Origin of the sequence: Ereboglobus luteus (assembly GCF_003096195.1) — a bacterium.
Lineage (GTDB): Bacteria > Verrucomicrobiota > Verrucomicrobiia > Opitutales > Opitutaceae > Ereboglobus > Ereboglobus luteus.
On record NZ_CP023004.1, the window covers coordinates 1,536,122 to 1,550,578 of the forward strand.

General features: G+C 61.6%; 17 protein-coding genes. 12 read left to right on the plus strand and 5 right to left on the minus strand.

The genetic code is table 11. The features are described from left to right. The first annotated feature begins 9 nt into the window (after nt 1–9). The 3 genes from CKA38_RS05580 (at nt 10) to CKA38_RS05590 (ending at nt 3,123) form a co-directional block, all read left to right on the plus strand. On the plus strand, nt 10–1,029 hold the full coding sequence (locus CKA38_RS05580; protein ID WP_108824608.1) for a biotin--[acetyl-CoA-carboxylase] ligase: 1,020 nt from the start codon (nt 10–12) through the stop codon (nt 1,027–1,029). 100 nt (nt 1,030–1,129) lie between these two features. Further along, on the plus strand, nt 1,130–1,915 hold the full coding sequence (locus CKA38_RS05585; protein ID WP_108824609.1) for a type III pantothenate kinase: 786 nt from the start codon (nt 1,130–1,132) through the stop codon (nt 1,913–1,915). After that, a complete protein-coding gene (locus CKA38_RS05590; RefSeq protein ID WP_108824610.1) occupies nt 1,888–3,123 on the plus strand; it encodes a helix-turn-helix domain-containing protein in 1,236 nt (411 codons plus the stop codon). The genes CKA38_RS05585 and CKA38_RS05590 overlap by 28 nt, the downstream gene beginning before the upstream one ends. Nucleotides 3,124–3,182: 59 nt before the next feature. Here CKA38_RS05590 and CKA38_RS05595 read toward each other — a convergent pair whose 3' ends face one another. After that, nucleotides 3,183–4,094, minus strand: coding sequence for an archaemetzincin (locus CKA38_RS05595; RefSeq protein WP_161554755.1), 912 nt, complete (start codon nt 4,092–4,094; stop codon nt 3,183–3,185). Between the two features lie 252 nt (nt 4,095–4,346). Here CKA38_RS05595 and CKA38_RS16315 point away from each other — a divergent pair, with 252 nt between their 5' ends. After that, nucleotides 4,347–4,739, plus strand: a complete 393-nt coding sequence (locus tag CKA38_RS16315; protein WP_236919174.1) for a YajG family lipoprotein — start codon at nt 4,347–4,349, stop codon at nt 4,737–4,739. Continuing rightward, a complete protein-coding gene (locus tag CKA38_RS16320) occupies nt 4,736–4,990 on the plus strand; it encodes a hypothetical protein (RefSeq protein WP_236919175.1) in 255 nt (84 codons plus the stop codon). The genes CKA38_RS16315 and CKA38_RS16320 overlap by 4 nt, the downstream gene beginning before the upstream one ends. Before the next feature lie 24 nt (nt 4,991–5,014). Here CKA38_RS16320 and CKA38_RS05605 read toward each other — a convergent pair whose 3' ends face one another. Further along, nucleotides 5,015–5,434 carry a hypothetical protein gene (locus CKA38_RS05605; protein WP_108824613.1) on the minus strand — a complete coding sequence of 140 codons (420 nt, stop codon included), beginning with the start codon at nt 5,432–5,434 and terminating at the stop codon, nt 5,015–5,017. A 136-nt stretch (nt 5,435–5,570) separates the two neighbouring features. Between CKA38_RS05605 and CKA38_RS05610 the strand changes: the two genes are divergently transcribed. Further along, complete coding sequence (locus CKA38_RS05610; protein WP_108826437.1) at nt 5,571–6,404, plus strand: ABC transporter ATP-binding protein; 834 nt, start codon at nt 5,571–5,573, stop codon at nt 6,402–6,404. A 77-nt stretch (nt 6,405–6,481) separates the two neighbouring features. On the opposite strand, the gene CKA38_RS05615 is transcribed toward CKA38_RS05610, so the two are convergent. Then, nucleotides 6,482–7,162, minus strand: coding sequence for a TIR domain-containing protein (locus CKA38_RS05615; protein WP_108824614.1), 681 nt, complete (start codon nt 7,160–7,162; stop codon nt 6,482–6,484). 149 nt (nt 7,163–7,311) lie between these two features. Between CKA38_RS05615 and ruvB the strand changes: the two genes are divergently transcribed. Further along, nucleotides 7,312–8,358, plus strand: a complete 1,047-nt coding sequence (gene ruvB / locus CKA38_RS05620; RefSeq protein ID WP_108824615.1) for a Holliday junction branch migration DNA helicase RuvB — start codon at nt 7,312–7,314, stop codon at nt 8,356–8,358. Between the two features lie 30 nt (nt 8,359–8,388). On the opposite strand, the gene CKA38_RS05625 is transcribed toward ruvB, so the two are convergent. Further along, a complete protein-coding gene (locus CKA38_RS05625; RefSeq protein ID WP_108824616.1) occupies nt 8,389–9,360 on the minus strand; it encodes a DNA polymerase III subunit delta' in 972 nt (323 codons plus the stop codon). A 61-nt stretch (nt 9,361–9,421) separates the two neighbouring features. Beyond that, complete coding sequence (priA, locus tag CKA38_RS05630) at nt 9,422–11,683, minus strand: replication restart helicase PriA (protein ID WP_236919176.1); 2,262 nt, start codon at nt 11,681–11,683, stop codon at nt 9,422–9,424. 95 nt (nt 11,684–11,778) lie between these two features. Between priA and CKA38_RS05635 the strand changes: the two genes are divergently transcribed. The 5 genes from CKA38_RS05635 to CKA38_RS05655 all read left to right on the plus strand — a co-directional run bounded on the left by CKA38_RS05635 (nt 11,779) and on the right by CKA38_RS05655 (nt 14,348). Beyond that, the gene (locus CKA38_RS05635) at nt 11,779–12,249 is read left to right on the plus strand and encodes a Fur family transcriptional regulator (protein WP_108824617.1); all 471 of its coding nucleotides are present in this window, start codon (nt 11,779–11,781) and stop codon (nt 12,247–12,249) included. A gap of 42 nt (nt 12,250–12,291) precedes the next feature. Then, complete coding sequence (locus CKA38_RS05640; protein ID WP_108824618.1) at nt 12,292–12,678, plus strand: TPR end-of-group domain-containing protein; 387 nt, start codon at nt 12,292–12,294, stop codon at nt 12,676–12,678. A gap of 277 nt (nt 12,679–12,955) precedes the next feature. Then, nucleotides 12,956–13,633: a PduL/EutD family phosphate acyltransferase gene (locus CKA38_RS05645; RefSeq protein WP_108824619.1), complete on the plus strand. Its 678-nt coding sequence runs from the start codon at nt 12,956–12,958 to the stop codon at nt 13,631–13,633. A 98-nt stretch (nt 13,634–13,731) separates the two neighbouring features. Then, on the plus strand, nt 13,732–14,001 hold the full coding sequence (locus CKA38_RS05650) for a BMC domain-containing protein (RefSeq protein WP_108824620.1): 270 nt from the start codon (nt 13,732–13,734) through the stop codon (nt 13,999–14,001). Between the two features lie 68 nt (nt 14,002–14,069). Then, nucleotides 14,070–14,348, plus strand: a complete 279-nt coding sequence (locus tag CKA38_RS05655; RefSeq protein ID WP_108824621.1) for a BMC domain-containing protein — start codon at nt 14,070–14,072, stop codon at nt 14,346–14,348. Nucleotides 14,349–14,457: the final 109 nt, after the last annotated feature.

The window sequence follows — 14,457 nt, forward strand, 5'->3', positions numbered from 1 at the left end:
ATCCTCGCAATGTCCGGTCACGACCTTGAAACCAGCATCCTCCGCGCGCTTCTCGAAGACCGCGCGCGCTTCATTTCGGGCGAGCACCTTGCCGAAAATCTCGGCATCACGCGCGTCGCGGTTTGGCAGCATCTGCAGAAGCTCCGCGCCGAGGGATTCGAGTTCGAGGCGATCCGCAACGTCGGCTACCGCATCGCAAGCCTTCCCGAGTCTCCCCATGCCGCGCTTCTGCGCATCCTAGTCGGCCCGCGCAAACACACGCCGACCATCATCGTTCACGAAACGCTCGACAGCACCAACGACGAGGCCACGCGCCAGCTCGCCGCAAATTGCCCCACGCCATTCATCGTGATTTCCCGCGCCCAAACCAAGGGACGCGGACGTTTCGGCCGCCCCTGGCACAGCAGGGAAAACGGCAATCTTTATATCACCTTCGCCTTTCGTCCGCGCGCCACGCCTTCGCACATGCAAACCTTCACGCTCTGGATGGGCGTCAACATTTGCGATCTCGTCACGGCGCACGTGAAAAATACTCCCGGCATCAAATGGCCCAACGACCTTCTTTTCGGCACTCGCAAGGCCGGCGGCATGCTCACGGAGGCTCGCATCGATGCCGACCAGATACGCGACCTCATCTTCGGCCTCGGCCTTAACATCAACAGCGCGCCCGCCGGCTGGCCCGCCGAGCTTCGACCCGTTGCGACTTCACTCGTTGAGCAAAACGACGGCGCCCCGCTCGACATGAACATCTTCACCGCCGCGCTCATCACGCGCATTCTCGACGCCTACGAGCAATTCATCGACGAACCCGAGGCCACGGCGGCGACCCTCGCCGCGCTTTGGAAAAAGCACGATCTCCTGCGCGGCAAACCCATCACCATTCTCTCCGGCAACGAACGCCTCACCGGCATCGCCGGCGGCATCGACCCCGAAGGCTCGCTCATCCTGAAACCCGAATCCGGCCGCCCCCAAAAAGTCCGCGCCGGGGAAGTCACGTTGGAGAAAAAGACTGAAGGGCTGAAAGACTGAAAGCCCCAACACCGGCAAACAAAACAAGAGAGATTGTTGTTTGGTTTTTTCCGTTTTTCTTTCAGCCTTTCAGCCCTTCAGTCCTTCAGCCTTTCCCTAAATGCTTCTCTGCATCGACATCGGCAACACCCACACGCACTACGGCGTCGTAGCCGAAGGCGAAGGCGCGCGCGCGCAATACGACACGCCCACGCGCACCCTTGAGGACGCTGCCAGCGGCATCGGCCCGAAAATCGCCGATCTCCTCGCGCGCCAGCCCGGAATCATCGGGCTCGCTTACTGCTCCGTTGTTCCCGCCGCCACCGAGGCGCTCCGCCGCGTCCTCGCACGCGACAGGTTTTCGCTTCCCGCGCTCCACCTCACGCACGACAAAAAACTCGGCGTTCCCATCACTTATCCGCGCCCGGGGGAAATCGGGCAGGATCGCCTCGCCAATGCCGCCGCCGCGCGCCTTCTCGGCGAGCTCCCCGCCATCGTTATCGACATGGGCACGGCGGTCACCTTCGACATCATCACCCGCGCGCACGGATACGAGGGCGGCATCATCGCCCCCGGCGTCGAACTCATGCGCCGTTATCTCCACGAGCAAACCGCGCAACTCCCCCTCCTCGACGAATCAATCGACGTTACCCGCGCCGTCGGCCAGTCCACAATCGAGGCCATGCGCATCGGCACCGTGGTTGGTTTTGGTGGGATGATCCAGGCGCTCCTCGACACCGTGATCGCCGACCTTGCCAAGCGTGGCGAAACAAACCCGCGCATTTACAGCACCGGCGGTTCCGCCGCCCTCTTGCGCGACCGCCTCAAAACTCCCTTCGAGGTTATCCCCGATCTCACCCTCCGCGGCCTCGCGGCCGCGTGGAAACTCAACGTGGCGCGTGCCTGAACAATTTGCCCTCTCCCTCCGATATCTTCCCTGGCATCCTCACCCGGGAGGCGTTTGAAAAACTCGCCGCCCGCTACAAGCGCGCGCACGGCCTCAACCTCGCCGCCATCGACTCCGCCGGCGAGGTTCTCGCCGGTCGTATCCATTGTGCGGATACAAAAACCGCCCGCGCCGCCGATCCTTCCGCCCTTTCCCACCCGGTCTCTTTCCGGCAGGCGCTCGAGGAAACCCTCCGCTGGGGCGATCCCTGCATCATGTGCTGCCCTTGTGGAAACGCGCTCTGGGCCGTGCCCGTGATGCGCAACCAGCAAATGCTCGGCGGGCTTCTCGTCGCCGGCGTCCCCCTTGAGCCCGACGGCCCCGCAGGCGAGCTTGACCGCAGCCTGCTCTCGGCCAGTCACGACCTTCTCAATCTTGCCGCGCGGGAAAACCTCACCAACACCGCGCTCCTTGAGCAAAACCGCCTTGCGGCGCGCCGCGAGTCGGGTCGCGCCGAGGCCCTGCACGACCTCAAGGAACGCCTCTACGACGAAATCCGCAGCGCCTATCTCCACGAGGAACCCGCGCTTCTCGCCGCCATCCAGCGCGGCGAGCGCGCCGAGGCGCGCGGCATCATCAACCGCATTCTCACGGCCATCTACGCGCGCGGCGCCGGACGCCGCAGCCTGCTCAAAACCCTCTCGCTCGAACTCGTCGTCATGATGGCCCGCGCCGCGGTGCAAGCCGGCGCCGAACCCGAAAAAGTCCTCGGCCTCAACTACCGTTCGCTCACCGAGCTCGCCGACGTGCATTCGCAGGAGGACCTCTCGCGCTGGCTCTGCGACATGCTCGAGCAGCTTATCGACGCGATGGGCGCACCCGCCGCGCACCCCAACGCCGTGCAGCTCGCCCGCGCCGTCGCCTACATCGAGCAACACTACGCCAACGACCTCACACGCGACGAAGTCGCCCGCGCCGCCGGTCTTTCCCCCGGGCATTTTTCGCACCTCATGCGAGAGCACGCCGGGGCCACCTTTACCGGGCTGCTCCTCCGCATCCGCCTCGACAACGCCCGTCGCCGCCTCGCCCGCGACAACGCCGCCGTCGCCGAGATCGCCCAATCCTGCGGCTTCAGCGACCAAAGTTATTTCACCCGCGTCTTCAAAAAAGCCTTCAGCGAAACACCCGCCGCCTACCGCCAGCGCGCCCGCGGCGCGGTAATCGGATAGGCGCGCAAATCACACAGGCAAAACATGCCTCAAAAAGGCCATTCGATTTTGGGTTGGTGTCACTTCACCTTCGCCAATTGCCTTTTCACCCATTCCGCTTCGTCGGTCATGTTGTGCTTGCGATAAAAGGCCTCCAGTTCGCGGTAGCGTTTCACGGGGTCAAAGCGGATTGCCTCGCGCAGTTTTCGGAGGCAGATTATGCACGCATGCTGGGGCTGCCGGTCCGCCTCGGCCAACGTGTTCGAGCCGTTTATCAGGCATTGATAATAAACACAGTGCCACAATCCAAACATGTGGGCGATCTCATGCGCGAGTGTGTGACAGCTTCGCCACAACATCCGCTTTTCGAAATCCGCCGGGCGTTGCGTCGTCCCGATGCCGAAGAACGCGGGATCATGCCTCGCGAAACTGAACACGCCCACGCGTTCCCTCAGTGACGCCTGCCCGAATACAAAATTCCACGACGCCTGCGGATGCAAATCCGTCATTGTCACCCCGATCATGCAGTAGGCGTCCTTTGGCAGCAGTTCGCGCAAAAACGCCATGATGCTTCCCGTGAGAATCTGCCGTTTTCCGCTGTATTTGTTGATGCGCGGCGAGAACAACTCTTCCGCAGGCTCGAAAACCGGAAGCACTCGCACCTCCATTTGAAAAAACACCGCCGCATATTCGCGCAACGCCTCCAGCGACGGGCTCGCTTCCTCCTCGAATTTTCCGATCGGAAAAAGATAAATCACGCGGCGCGCGTTGTCGGGCCGGTTGGCGTTGCTCCGCTTGTAATCCGGAAAAGTTTGCCCGCGTTCCTTGTGGCGCGACAGCCAGTCGCTCGGCCCCGGCTTTGCAATGACCTCAAAGTCCGCATCCGCCGCAAGCAGTTTTCGAAACGGTTCGGACTCGTCCGAAATATCACCCAGAGCCCTTGCGCGCGCCTCCTCCGACGGCGCGACAAATTCCGCGCCGCATGTTTTCACTGGCAAAACTATCAGGGCCAAAACAACGCACATGCGCAGGGGTATGTTCATGTTTCGCATGAAACTGTTTTTTTCCGGGAAATAAAGCGCAATGGACTTCCTGAAAAAACATCGCCGCATCCATGTTGTTGATTGCTCCTCTTTGGGATCCGATATTGCGGGTATGTGGTGAAGCGCACTTGACGCTATCAGCTTGTGGAGAGCATAAATCCATGCGCGATCGAAACTCCAACAAATCCCAACCCCCATATTATGAAAAAGTGCCTCATTGTCTTGTTACTCACCAGCGTAGCCCTGCTCAGCGGCTGTGTTACCGGTCGGCGTTCGGTTTCCCTTGGCGTTCCTCAGGTCACTCCGGGGGCCGTTGACAAGGGTGCCATCCAGATCACTTCGGTTGCGGACAATCGCGAATTTCAAAACAACCCGCTTGATGCGTCAGTGCCCTCAATCAACGGCGATGTTTCGACCATGACGCCCGAACAAAAATCAAAAATGATCGGACGCCAGCGCAACGGCTTTGGAAAAGCGATGGGCGACATCGCCCTCTCCAACAACGAATCCGTCCCGCAGCGCGCCCAGGCCCTTGTCGAGGCCGCGCTCAAAAACGCGGTTATAAAATCGCAACCGATGGCTCCGCGCCCGTGACCGCGTCGGTTTCGGTCGATGAATTTTGGGCGTGGTTCACGCCGGGAATGTGGACGATTTCTTTCGAGGCCAAAGTCGTCTGCACCATTACGCTCACAAGGGCGGGCTCGCCCGCAAGCGTCACTATACGCGGCCATGGCATGAACAAGGGCCAGGTTGCAAGTGATGAAAACTGGCAGCGCGCCTATGATCGCGCCTTTGCGGATTTCCTCGAGAAGTTCGACAAGGAGCTCGACGCCACGCCATTCTGACGCGCGATTCGCTCGCCCCGTTTTTTATCTTAGCAGCGTGATCTCGCGTCGCGCGGCGACGATCCGCTCATCGATTCCCGCGCCGGGAAATTTTTCCGCCGTCAACTCCAGCAACTGCCGCGCATACTGCCACGCGCCGCGCGCCAGCGCCTGTTGTTCCTTGTAAACATACACCCGCGCCATTTCCGATAGCAGGTCGGCTTGCAGCAGGCATTTTGCGCGCGCCTCGTCCGCCGCCTCGCCGAATGTCAGCGCGCGAAACTGCTCCTCCGGCGCGAGTCCCATGAACAACGCCGCCTTGCGCCCGAACAAGCGTTCCTGCGCCTGCAGGATCGCCATCATCGCGTCATCCGGCCGCTCCGCCTCGCGCAGCCGCACAACTTGCGAAAGAAATTCCCGCAGTTGGTCGAGAAGCCGCAAAATATAATCGCGTTGGAGGCTCATGCAAAAAACGTATCCCAAATGAAACGCACTCTGCCAAGCCGCATTGTGCGCGGCCGCAATCCCCCGGCCTGTGTTTTACGCTCCTCGCTCCGCGCTTGGCACGCCGCGCCGCTCCATGTTTCATGTTTTGTTTCACATGAAAAAATCCGCCGCCACGCCCGCGAAAACCGCGCCCATTCTCGAAGTCTCCGGCTTGCGCCTTGAGCGCGGGCAAACCGTCATTCTCGACGACATCGCGTGGCGCGTCGCGCGCGGACAGCACTGGGTTATTCTCGGCCCCAACGGTTGCGGCAAAACCTCGCTCCTGCGCGCGCTCACCGGATACATCTCGCCCACTTCGGGCGACGTTTCCGTGCTCGGCCACACCTACGGCGAATGCGACTGGCGCGACCTGCGCCTGCAAATCGGCATTGTCACCACCTCGCTCCAAGCCTCGATTCCGCCCGCCGAGCCCGCCATCGAAACCGTGATCAGCGGCAAATACGCGCAGCTCGACCTTTGGATAAAAAACACCCGCGCCGACGAGACCGCCGCGCTCAAGCTTCTCCGCTTCGCCGGCATCGGGCACCTTGCGCGCCGCGAATGGCTCTACCTTTCGCAGGGCGAGCGCCAGCGCATCCTCATCGCGCGCGCGCTCATGGCCAACCCGCGCCTGCTCATCCTCGACGAGCCCTGCTCCGGGCTCGACCCCGTGGCGCGCGAGCACTTTCTCGCTTTCATCGAAAAGCTCGCCCGCCGGCGCGCCTGCCCGGCTCTCGTCCTTGTCACGCATCACGTCGAGGAAATCACGCCCGCCATCACGCACGCGCTCGTGCTTCGCGCCGGGAAAATCATCGCGCAAGGCCCGCTCGCCACGGCGCTCACCGGCAAAACGCTTTCCGCCTCATTCGACTCGCCCATCCGCCTCACCCGGCGCGCAAACCGCCTTGGGTTGCAATTCACCGGACGCGGAAAGAACAGCGTGTTTTGAGGCCGCCGGGCCGGCGGCCGGCATGGGGCAACTTGGGGCCGAGTTGTATTAGTTTGTGGCGCGGCGTTTTTTGCCGCTCACAACAGGTCGCGATCGATTTTGTTTTCGAGGATGCGGCTTATGTGTTTGCGCAGCACCTTTTCCTTGCCCTTGAAACCGGGCATGAGCGCGAGCCAGCTGTAAACTTCCTCGCACAAATGTTTCGGCATGCGCGGTTTTGTTTTGATCGCGCGGTCGAGCGCGCGCACGCACGCCTGCGCGATCTGCTCGCACATCAACTGCGCGTAAACCGAGCTGTGCTGCCCCGCGAGTCGCACGATTTCATCGATCGCCGCGATGCGCCGGCGTTTCATCGACGTTTTGTAAAGGCCGGGGCTGTCGACAACCACCTTCACGGTGCGCGGGAAAAATCCGGCCATCGCCGTCCATGCGTCGCCGCGCGTGTCGCTGCGCAAAACGACGGCGGGAATGTCCGCAAACTTCGCGATCATGAACGCGGCGAGCGTGTCCGAATCGACCGCGGTTCCCTCGAAATTAAAAAGCGCGAGGTCGCATTCAAGCAGCTCCTTGATGTCGCGGTCGCGGGCCGCGCGGCTCGATGATTTTCCATGCTCGATGTTTTGCGGGAGCACGCACAAAAACCGCCCGTGCGACTTTTCATAAATCGCCTCCGCGAGATACGCGTTTCCAATGAGGTGTTTCTGGGAAAAGAGCTCGCCGGAAAAATAAACCGTGTGGTGCTTCTGCTTGTGTTTCATTCCGTGGTGTAATGCGAAACACGTAGCGAAATCGCGGCGAAATCCAATGGAAAACGCAGGGGCGGGATTCGGGGCGCCGCGCCGCGGGCGAAAACCCGCCGGCATCATTTCGCTCGTCACGTTTCCGTTTTCGACTTCTGTTTTGTCCCATGGCTTCCGCTCCTGAACCCAACAAAGGCCTCGGCTACATCAGCAACGCGCTCACTTCCCCGGTGACGGCGGCGGAGTCGGCGTTGCGCCCGTTGTCGTTCGATGATTTCGCGGGGCAGGCGAAAACCGTGGAGCGGTTGAAGGTGATGACGGATGCCGCGCGCCGGCGGGGCGATCCGCTCAACCATATTTTGATCAGCGGGCCCCCGGGCCTGGGCAAGACGACGCTGTGTTTCATCCTCGGGCACGAGATGGGGAAAAATGTGCGCGTGACCTCCGGCCCCGTTGTCGAGAAGGCGGGCGACCTGGCGGGGCTGCTCACTAATTTGGAGGAGGGTGACATTTTGTTCATCGACGAAATCCACCGCATCCCGAAGGCGGTCGAGGAGTATTTGTATTCGGCGATGGAGGACTTCCGTCTCGACATCATGATCGACCAGGGGCCGAACGCGCGCAGCGTGCGCCTGTCGATTCCGAAGTTCACGCTTGTGGGCGCGACGACGCGCGCGGGCCTGCTCACCGCGCCGCTGCGCTCGCGTTTCACGCTGCAAACGCGGCTTGATTATTACGGCGTGCCCACGCTCACCGGAATCATCAAGCGCAGTTGCGGCCTGTTGGGCGTGCGCATTGAGGAAACCGGCGCGAGGGAAATCGCGATGCGCTGCCGCGGCACGCCGCGCGTGGCGAACAACCTGATCAACTTCGTGCGCGACTATGCGCAGGAGCGAACCAAGACCGGCGTGATCACGCGCGAGGTCGCGGCGGCGGCGCTGGAACTGCTCGAAATCGACGCGACCGGCCTCGACGAAATGGACAAGCGCATGTTGCGCATCATCGCGGAGAACTATCGCGGCGGCCCGGTCGGCATGAGCACGATAGCGGTCGCCGTGGGCGAGGAATCCGAAACGCTTGAGGAAGTGCACGAGCCGTTCCTAATCCAGGAAGGCTACCTGCAGCGCACGCCGCAGGGCCGCATGATCACGCCGAAAGGTTATCACGCGATCGGTTTGAAGGCGGCGGTTGGCGCGCAGGACGAGTTGTTGTAGAACAAGGCGCGCCGCCGGGCGCGTTCCCGCTTATTTCGCCGTCGTCCAGATGCGCAGGGATGAAAGCAGGAAACTTTCCAGCGCGGCGGATTCGTTCATGTTCACCCGCAGGAGGCCGGTGGCGTGCTCGAGCTTGGCAACGGCCTCGGTGAGCGCGCGGCCGGCCTTGGGGTTTTCGGCAACGATTGCCGGCACGGCAAAGTCGCGCGTGGCCTGTTCGATTTCGATGAAAAGACGCGTGCGCAGGTCGTTGGCGATGCCGGTTTCAATGGCGATTTGCTCGGCCTCGCCGATGTCCGCGGGGAGATTCTCTTTTTGTTTTTTCCAAATCTCGTCGGTTGCGAATTCGAGAATCACGCCGAAACGCGAGACCAATCCATAGACGGTGAAGATGCTGTCGGCGACGTCGCGCCTTTCCATTTTGGGGCCGGCAAGACGCGCGAGCCACGCCTTGTAGTCGGCGAGCCACGCGCTCCAGCCGTCGGGCGAATAGGCGGCGGGGATGCTCGGGAAGCGGAAGTTGAGGCAGCGGCTGCGGATCGTGGGAAGCAGCGAATAGGGGCGCGTGGTGAGGAGAATGATCGTGGTGTTGGCGGGCGGCTCCTCGAGCGTTTTCAGGAAGATGTTTGCCGAGGCGGGGTTCATGCGGTCGCACTCGTAAATGATGGCGGTTTTCTTGACCGAAACATTTGGGGAAACCTGCACTTTTCCGATGAGCGCGCGCGTGGCGTCGGCGCCGATCTGGCGGACTTTTCCCGCGGGGCGCAGCGTGAAACAATCCGGATGGTTCGCGGGCGCAAAATAGGCGGAGGAGGCGTGTGTGTTGAGAATGCGGTCGGCGGTGCAATCGGCGATGCTGGCGAGGATTTCGATGTCGTCACCGGAAAGGAGCAGGCTGTGCGAGAGGCGTCCGGTCTGGATGGCCTGCTCGATCACGGCGATCGATGGTGAGTCGGCGAGCGCGGCGGGCCATTGGGTTTTGGGTGCGATGACATCGGACATGAGTGAAATTAAGAATTAAAAATTAAGGATTAAGAAAGCAGAAAGACTCGCGGCGGCCCGGCTACATCAGGCTCACCGGATCGACGTCGAGCACTTGGATCATGTCGTCGGGCCAGGCAAAATCCTGGCGCAATTTCGCGATCTCCGCCACGACTTTTGTCACTTGCGCCGTGAAATACCAGAGTTGGTAGCGGTATTCGTCCTTTATCTTTTCAATTGGCGAGGGCGCGGGGCCGCGCAGCTCGACTTTGTCGCCAAGGGTCTGCTCGATTTTTCGCGCCCATTGCTCGGCGAAAAACTGCAACTTTTCGGGATTCGGCCCGCGAAACACATGCTGAATCAGGTGCCGATAGGGAGGGTAGAGGAATTGTTCGCGCATCTTTAACTCGCCCGCCGCGAATCCGGCGAAGTCCGCGTGGCGCGAAAACTGGATCGCCTCGGACTGCGGTGTGAAGGTCTGCACAACCACCTCGCCCGCGCGGTCTCCGCGCCCGGCGCGCCCGGCCACCTGCACGAGAAGCTGGAATGTGCGCTCGTTCGCGCGGAAGTCCGGCACGTGCATCGAGATGTCCGCGTCGACCAGGCCGACGAGCGTGACGTTCGGGAAATCGAGCCCCTTGCCGATCATCTGCGTGCCCACGAGCACGTCGATCTTGCCCGAGCGGAATTGCGCGAGCACCTCGCGAAAACGGTTTTTGCGCGACATTGTGTCCGTATCCATTCTTTCGATACGCGCATGCGGAAGCACGTGGCGCACGGCCTCCTCGACGCGCTGCGTGCCGAGGCCACGCCAGCGGATTTTGAGCGAGCCGCATTTCGGACAGCGGAGGGGCGCGGGGCGCTCCGCGCCGCAAAGATGGCAGCGCAGCTGCTCGTCGTGGCGGTGATACGTCATCGCGATGCTGCAATGCTCGCATTCCTCGACGTGTCCGCATTCGGCGCAAAGCATGCTCGACGAATAACCGCGGCGGTTGATGAAGAGGATCGTCTGCTCGCGCTTTTCAAATCGATCCCGCATCGCGCCCACGAGCTGGCGCGAGAGCGTGGTCATGCCGCGCGTGCGCATGATCTCGATGCGCATGTCGACGATGTCGATGTCGGGCAGCTTGCGCGAGTCGATGCGCCGCGGGAGTTGCAGCAGGCGGTAGCGCCCGTTTTGCGCGTTGAAAAATGATTCGAGCGACGGCGTGGCGGAGCCGAGCAGGCAGTGCGCGCCGGCGAGTTTGGCGCGCATCACCGCGACATCGCGTCCGTGGTAGCGCGGTGTTTCGTCCTGCTTGTAGGCGGGCTCGTGCTCCTCGTCCACGACGACAAGCCGCAGGTTTTGCACAGGCGCAAAAATCGCCGAGCGCGCGCCGACCACGATGCGCTTCTCGCCCGTCGCCAGCGCGAGCCAGCCGTCAAGCCGCTCGCCGTCGGAGAGGTGGCTGTGCCAGACCACCGCGCCGTGGTGCGGGATGAGCGCGTTGAGCCGCCCGCGCAGGCGCGCCACGGTTTGCGGCGTGAGCGCGACCTCGGGCACGAGAAAAATCACGCCGCCGCCCGCCTCGAGCACGTCGTGGATCGCGTGCAGGTAAATCTCCGTCTTGCCCGAGCCGGTGACGCCGTGCAGCAGCGACACGCCGAATTTCCCCTCTCGCAACGATGCCGCGAGCGCATCGGATGCCGCGCGCTGCTCGTCGTTGAGCGCGGGAGGATGCGCGGCGACGATTTCGCCGGCGGCCCAGTCGTCGTCGTAGGCGATGCGCTCGATGCGGCGCTCCTCCTCGCGAATAATGCCGCGTTTGACGAGTGCGTTGGAGACCGCGGCGGTGATGCCGAGGCGCGAAAGCACGAGCGACTTGCGCTGCGGCTTGAATTGCTGCGCGAGAAACGCGTAGAGCTTGGCCTGCTGCGGCGCGCGGCGGTTGAGTGTTTCGAGCTCCGGCACGTCGAGCCGGCGAACGAGCGCGAGTTGTTTTTCGGTTTTCAGGCCCGCGCCGTTGCGCACGGAGGCGGGCAGCATCGTTTCGATGATCGCGTCGAGGCCGCACGCGTAGTAGGCGGCCATCCAGCGCGCGAGCGAAAGCAGGTCGGGCGTCAGCGCGGGGAAGGGGTGCAGCAATTGCGTGACATTCTTGAGCTTGCTCACCGGGAAATCGTCGGGCGCGCCGATCATGCCGACGATGCCAAGGTGCATGCGGTTGACAATTGGCACGCGCACCAGCGAGCCGACTTGCATGTGCGCGCGCAGCCCCTCCGGCACCTGGTAGTGGAGGAGCTTATCGAAGCCTGCGAGCGGATGGACGCCAACGATCATTTTGCGCAATTGGTGAGCGCCCATGACGGCGGGTGCGCGGGCCCGGCGCAAACTTTTTGGCGCGGGCACGCAAGCGCGGTGGCTTGACACCTCACCGCCGCGCTTCGACATTACTCTTCGTGAGCAACGACGCCGCACGCGAAAAATTCAAAATCTACCTCTCGAAAAAGGGTCATCGAGTGACCAATCAGCGTCTCGCCATCTTCGAGGCCGCTTTTGCGCGCACGGAACACTTCACCGCCGAGGAACTGCTTGATTACGCGCGCGACATCGACGACTCCGTGTCACGCGCCACCGTTTACCGCACGCTTCCAATCATGATCGAAAGCGCGCTCGTGCGCGAGGTCGACATCGGCAAAAACTTGAAATACTACCTGCCCAACAGCGACGACAACACGCAAGTCGCGCAGGTGATATGCGTTGATTGCGACCGTATTTTCGAGGTCAAGGCACCCTTCATGGAATGGTATGGCAGCACCGTCTCGTCGAAGCTCGGCCTCACACCCTGCTCGCAACGCCTCCAAGTCAACGCGCAATGTGATTCATTCCGCAAGACGGGCGATTGCAAGAACCGCCCGCAGAAACGCTGACCCGCGGATCATCCCGCGCTGGAATGGAGAGCCAGACTGCCCATGTCACGCAAACCGGAAGACGACCTGCCCTTTGTGATCTCCTTCTACGAGTCGATCCTGCGCCGCGACCCGCAATACGACTCGGTCATCGAAATCCTCGGCAGCCTTTACACAAAAACCGGGCGCATCGCCGACGGGCTAAAAATGGATCGCAAACTCGTGCGCATCCGTCCCGACGACTCCACCGCGCGCTACAACCTCGCATGCAGCCTTGCGCTCTCGCATAAGTTTGAGGACGCCCTTCAAACGCTTTCCGAGGCCATCTCGCTCGGTTACAGCGACGCCGACTGGATGGCCAAGGACGACGATTTGAAATGTTTCAACAACCACGCCGCATTCAAGGAGCTGATCGAGCTCGCGAGGAAAAACCAACAGCGGAACACGTGACGGGCGATTTTGGCGGGATGTAGTTTTTCAGCTGTAATTGAGCGCGGGGCGATGAGTTGTCCATGTCACTCAATTCCACGGTTTGGCAGTCCGCGCCTCTCGAGCCGAACGCTGGGTTTGATTCTTGTAAAGGGAGGAGTTTTTGAAAATTATATGATTGACTTGCGTCATAAATGAAAAAGTGTGAGCCTCTCTTTTCTCACAAAACAGCCCCAATTTTCACGGCATTCCACTTTTCCAATACTGTAATCCACGTCCGACATTCCGTATTTCACCCATGTCTCTCGCGCCTCCAGCTCCCCATCGCGCCACCATCGAACACCAAGTTCGCCGCGCGCTTTATGAGCGACTCGGACAACCGATGCCCAAGACCGTCCGCGCGCCCAATCCGCTTCTCGTAAACGTCTCCGCGCGCCATTGCCACCTCACCCCGCAGGCGGTCGAAATCCTTTTCGGCAAGGGCCACACGCTCACGCCGATGAAGTGGCTGTATCAAAAGGACCAATACGCCGCCAAGGAGGCCGTCACGCTCATCGGTCCGCGCTCGCGCGTCATCTCGAATCTCCGCATCCTCGGCCCGTGCCGCGACCTCAACCAGGTCGAGCTCGCATTCACCGACGCCATCTCGCTCGGCTTTGAAATTCCCGTCCGCAACTCCGGCAGCATCAAGGACACGCCCGGCTGCATGTTGATGGGGCCCGCCGGATTTCTCGAATTGCCCGTCGGCGTGATTCGCGCCGCGCCGCACGTGCACATGCACCCGGACGACGCCGCGTTTTACCGCGTTAAAAACGGCGATTATATGAAACTCCGCGTCGGCGGCGATTGCGGCGTAACCTTCGACCGCATGTTCGTGCGCGTCTCGCCTGATTTCAAACTCGAGGTCCACATCGACACTGACGAAGCCAACGGCTGCGGCCTCGGGCCGAACACGCCGTGCGAGTTGCTGAAGTGATTTAACGCCCGATACTACTCGCTACCCGCTACTCACTACCCGCCACTTTTCCCAAACCATCAACCACAACCCAAACCTAAAACAACACACACAATCCCATGAGCGAATCTCTCGGAATGATTGAAACCAAAGGCTACGTCGGCGCGGTCCAGGCCAGCGACGCGATGGTCAAGGCGGCGGGCGTTACGCTCGTCAAGCAAGTGCAAATCGGCGGTGGCCTTGTCACCGTTCTCGTCAAGGGCGACGTCGGCAGCGTAAAAGCCGCCGTGGACGCCGGAGCCGACGCCGCGAAACAAGTCGGCGAGCTCGTCTGCGCCCACGTCATCGCCCGTCCCCACGCCGAACTCCTCAAGCAATTCGGCATCTGAAGCGCGCGAACCACGACGCCAACAACAACAAACTCTAAACACCAAACCCTAAACTCATTTTTATCACCATGGCTCAAGAAGCACTCGGCATGATTGAAACAAAGGGATTCTGCACGCTCGTCGAAGCTGCGGACGCCGCCCTCAAAGCCGCCAACGTCACCATGACCGGTTACGAGGCGATCGGATCCGGCCACGTCGCGGCATTCTTCCGCGGCGACGTCGCGGCCCTCAAGGCCGCCATCGACGCCGGCGCTGAATCCGCCCGCCGCGTCGGCGACATCGTCGCCGTCCAGGTCATCCCGCGCCCCCACGAAGATATCGGCGCGCTCGGCAAGTGGATTGCGTGAAGTAATTTTCGATTTGGCAGACTGTCGGCCTGCGGCCTCGAAACGATTGCGCGCTACCGCGCGCGGTCGAAATAGGGGTGGGAGCGGCAGCTCCCAATCGAAAATCGAA

What these genes read in the sequence shown, in the direction of transcription:
- CKA38_RS05640 (WP_108824618.1), top strand. Translation starts at nt 12,292, where the DNA reads ATGTCACGCAAACCGGAAGACGACCTGCCCTTTGTGATCTCCTTCTAC.
- priA (WP_236919176.1), bottom strand. Translation starts at nt 11,683, where the DNA reads ATGGGCGCTCACCAATTGCGCAAAATGATCGTTGGCGTCCATCCGCTC.
- CKA38_RS05650 (WP_108824620.1), top strand. Translation starts at nt 13,732, where the DNA reads ATGAGCGAATCTCTCGGAATGATTGAAACCAAAGGCTACGTCGGCGCG.
- CKA38_RS05585 (WP_108824609.1), top strand. Translation starts at nt 1,130, where the DNA reads ATGCTTCTCTGCATCGACATCGGCAACACCCACACGCACTACGGCGTC.
- CKA38_RS05580 (WP_108824608.1), top strand. Translation starts at nt 10, where the DNA reads ATGTCCGGTCACGACCTTGAAACCAGCATCCTCCGCGCGCTTCTCGAA.
- CKA38_RS05655 (WP_108824621.1), top strand. Translation starts at nt 14,070, where the DNA reads ATGGCTCAAGAAGCACTCGGCATGATTGAAACAAAGGGATTCTGCACG.
- CKA38_RS05610 (WP_108826437.1), top strand. Translation starts at nt 5,571, where the DNA reads ATGAAAAAATCCGCCGCCACGCCCGCGAAAACCGCGCCCATTCTCGAA.
- CKA38_RS05625 (WP_108824616.1), bottom strand. Translation starts at nt 9,360, where the DNA reads ATGTCCGATGTCATCGCACCCAAAACCCAATGGCCCGCCGCGCTCGCC.
- CKA38_RS16315 (WP_236919174.1), top strand. Translation starts at nt 4,347, where the DNA reads ATGAAAAAGTGCCTCATTGTCTTGTTACTCACCAGCGTAGCCCTGCTC.
- CKA38_RS05615 (WP_108824614.1), bottom strand. Translation starts at nt 7,162, where the DNA reads ATGAAACACAAGCAGAAGCACCACACGGTTTATTTTTCCGGCGAGCTC.
- CKA38_RS05645 (WP_108824619.1), top strand. Translation starts at nt 12,956, where the DNA reads ATGTCTCTCGCGCCTCCAGCTCCCCATCGCGCCACCATCGAACACCAA.
- CKA38_RS05605 (WP_108824613.1), bottom strand. Translation starts at nt 5,434, where the DNA reads ATGAGCCTCCAACGCGATTATATTTTGCGGCTTCTCGACCAACTGCGG.
- ruvB (WP_108824615.1), top strand. Translation starts at nt 7,312, where the DNA reads ATGGCTTCCGCTCCTGAACCCAACAAAGGCCTCGGCTACATCAGCAAC.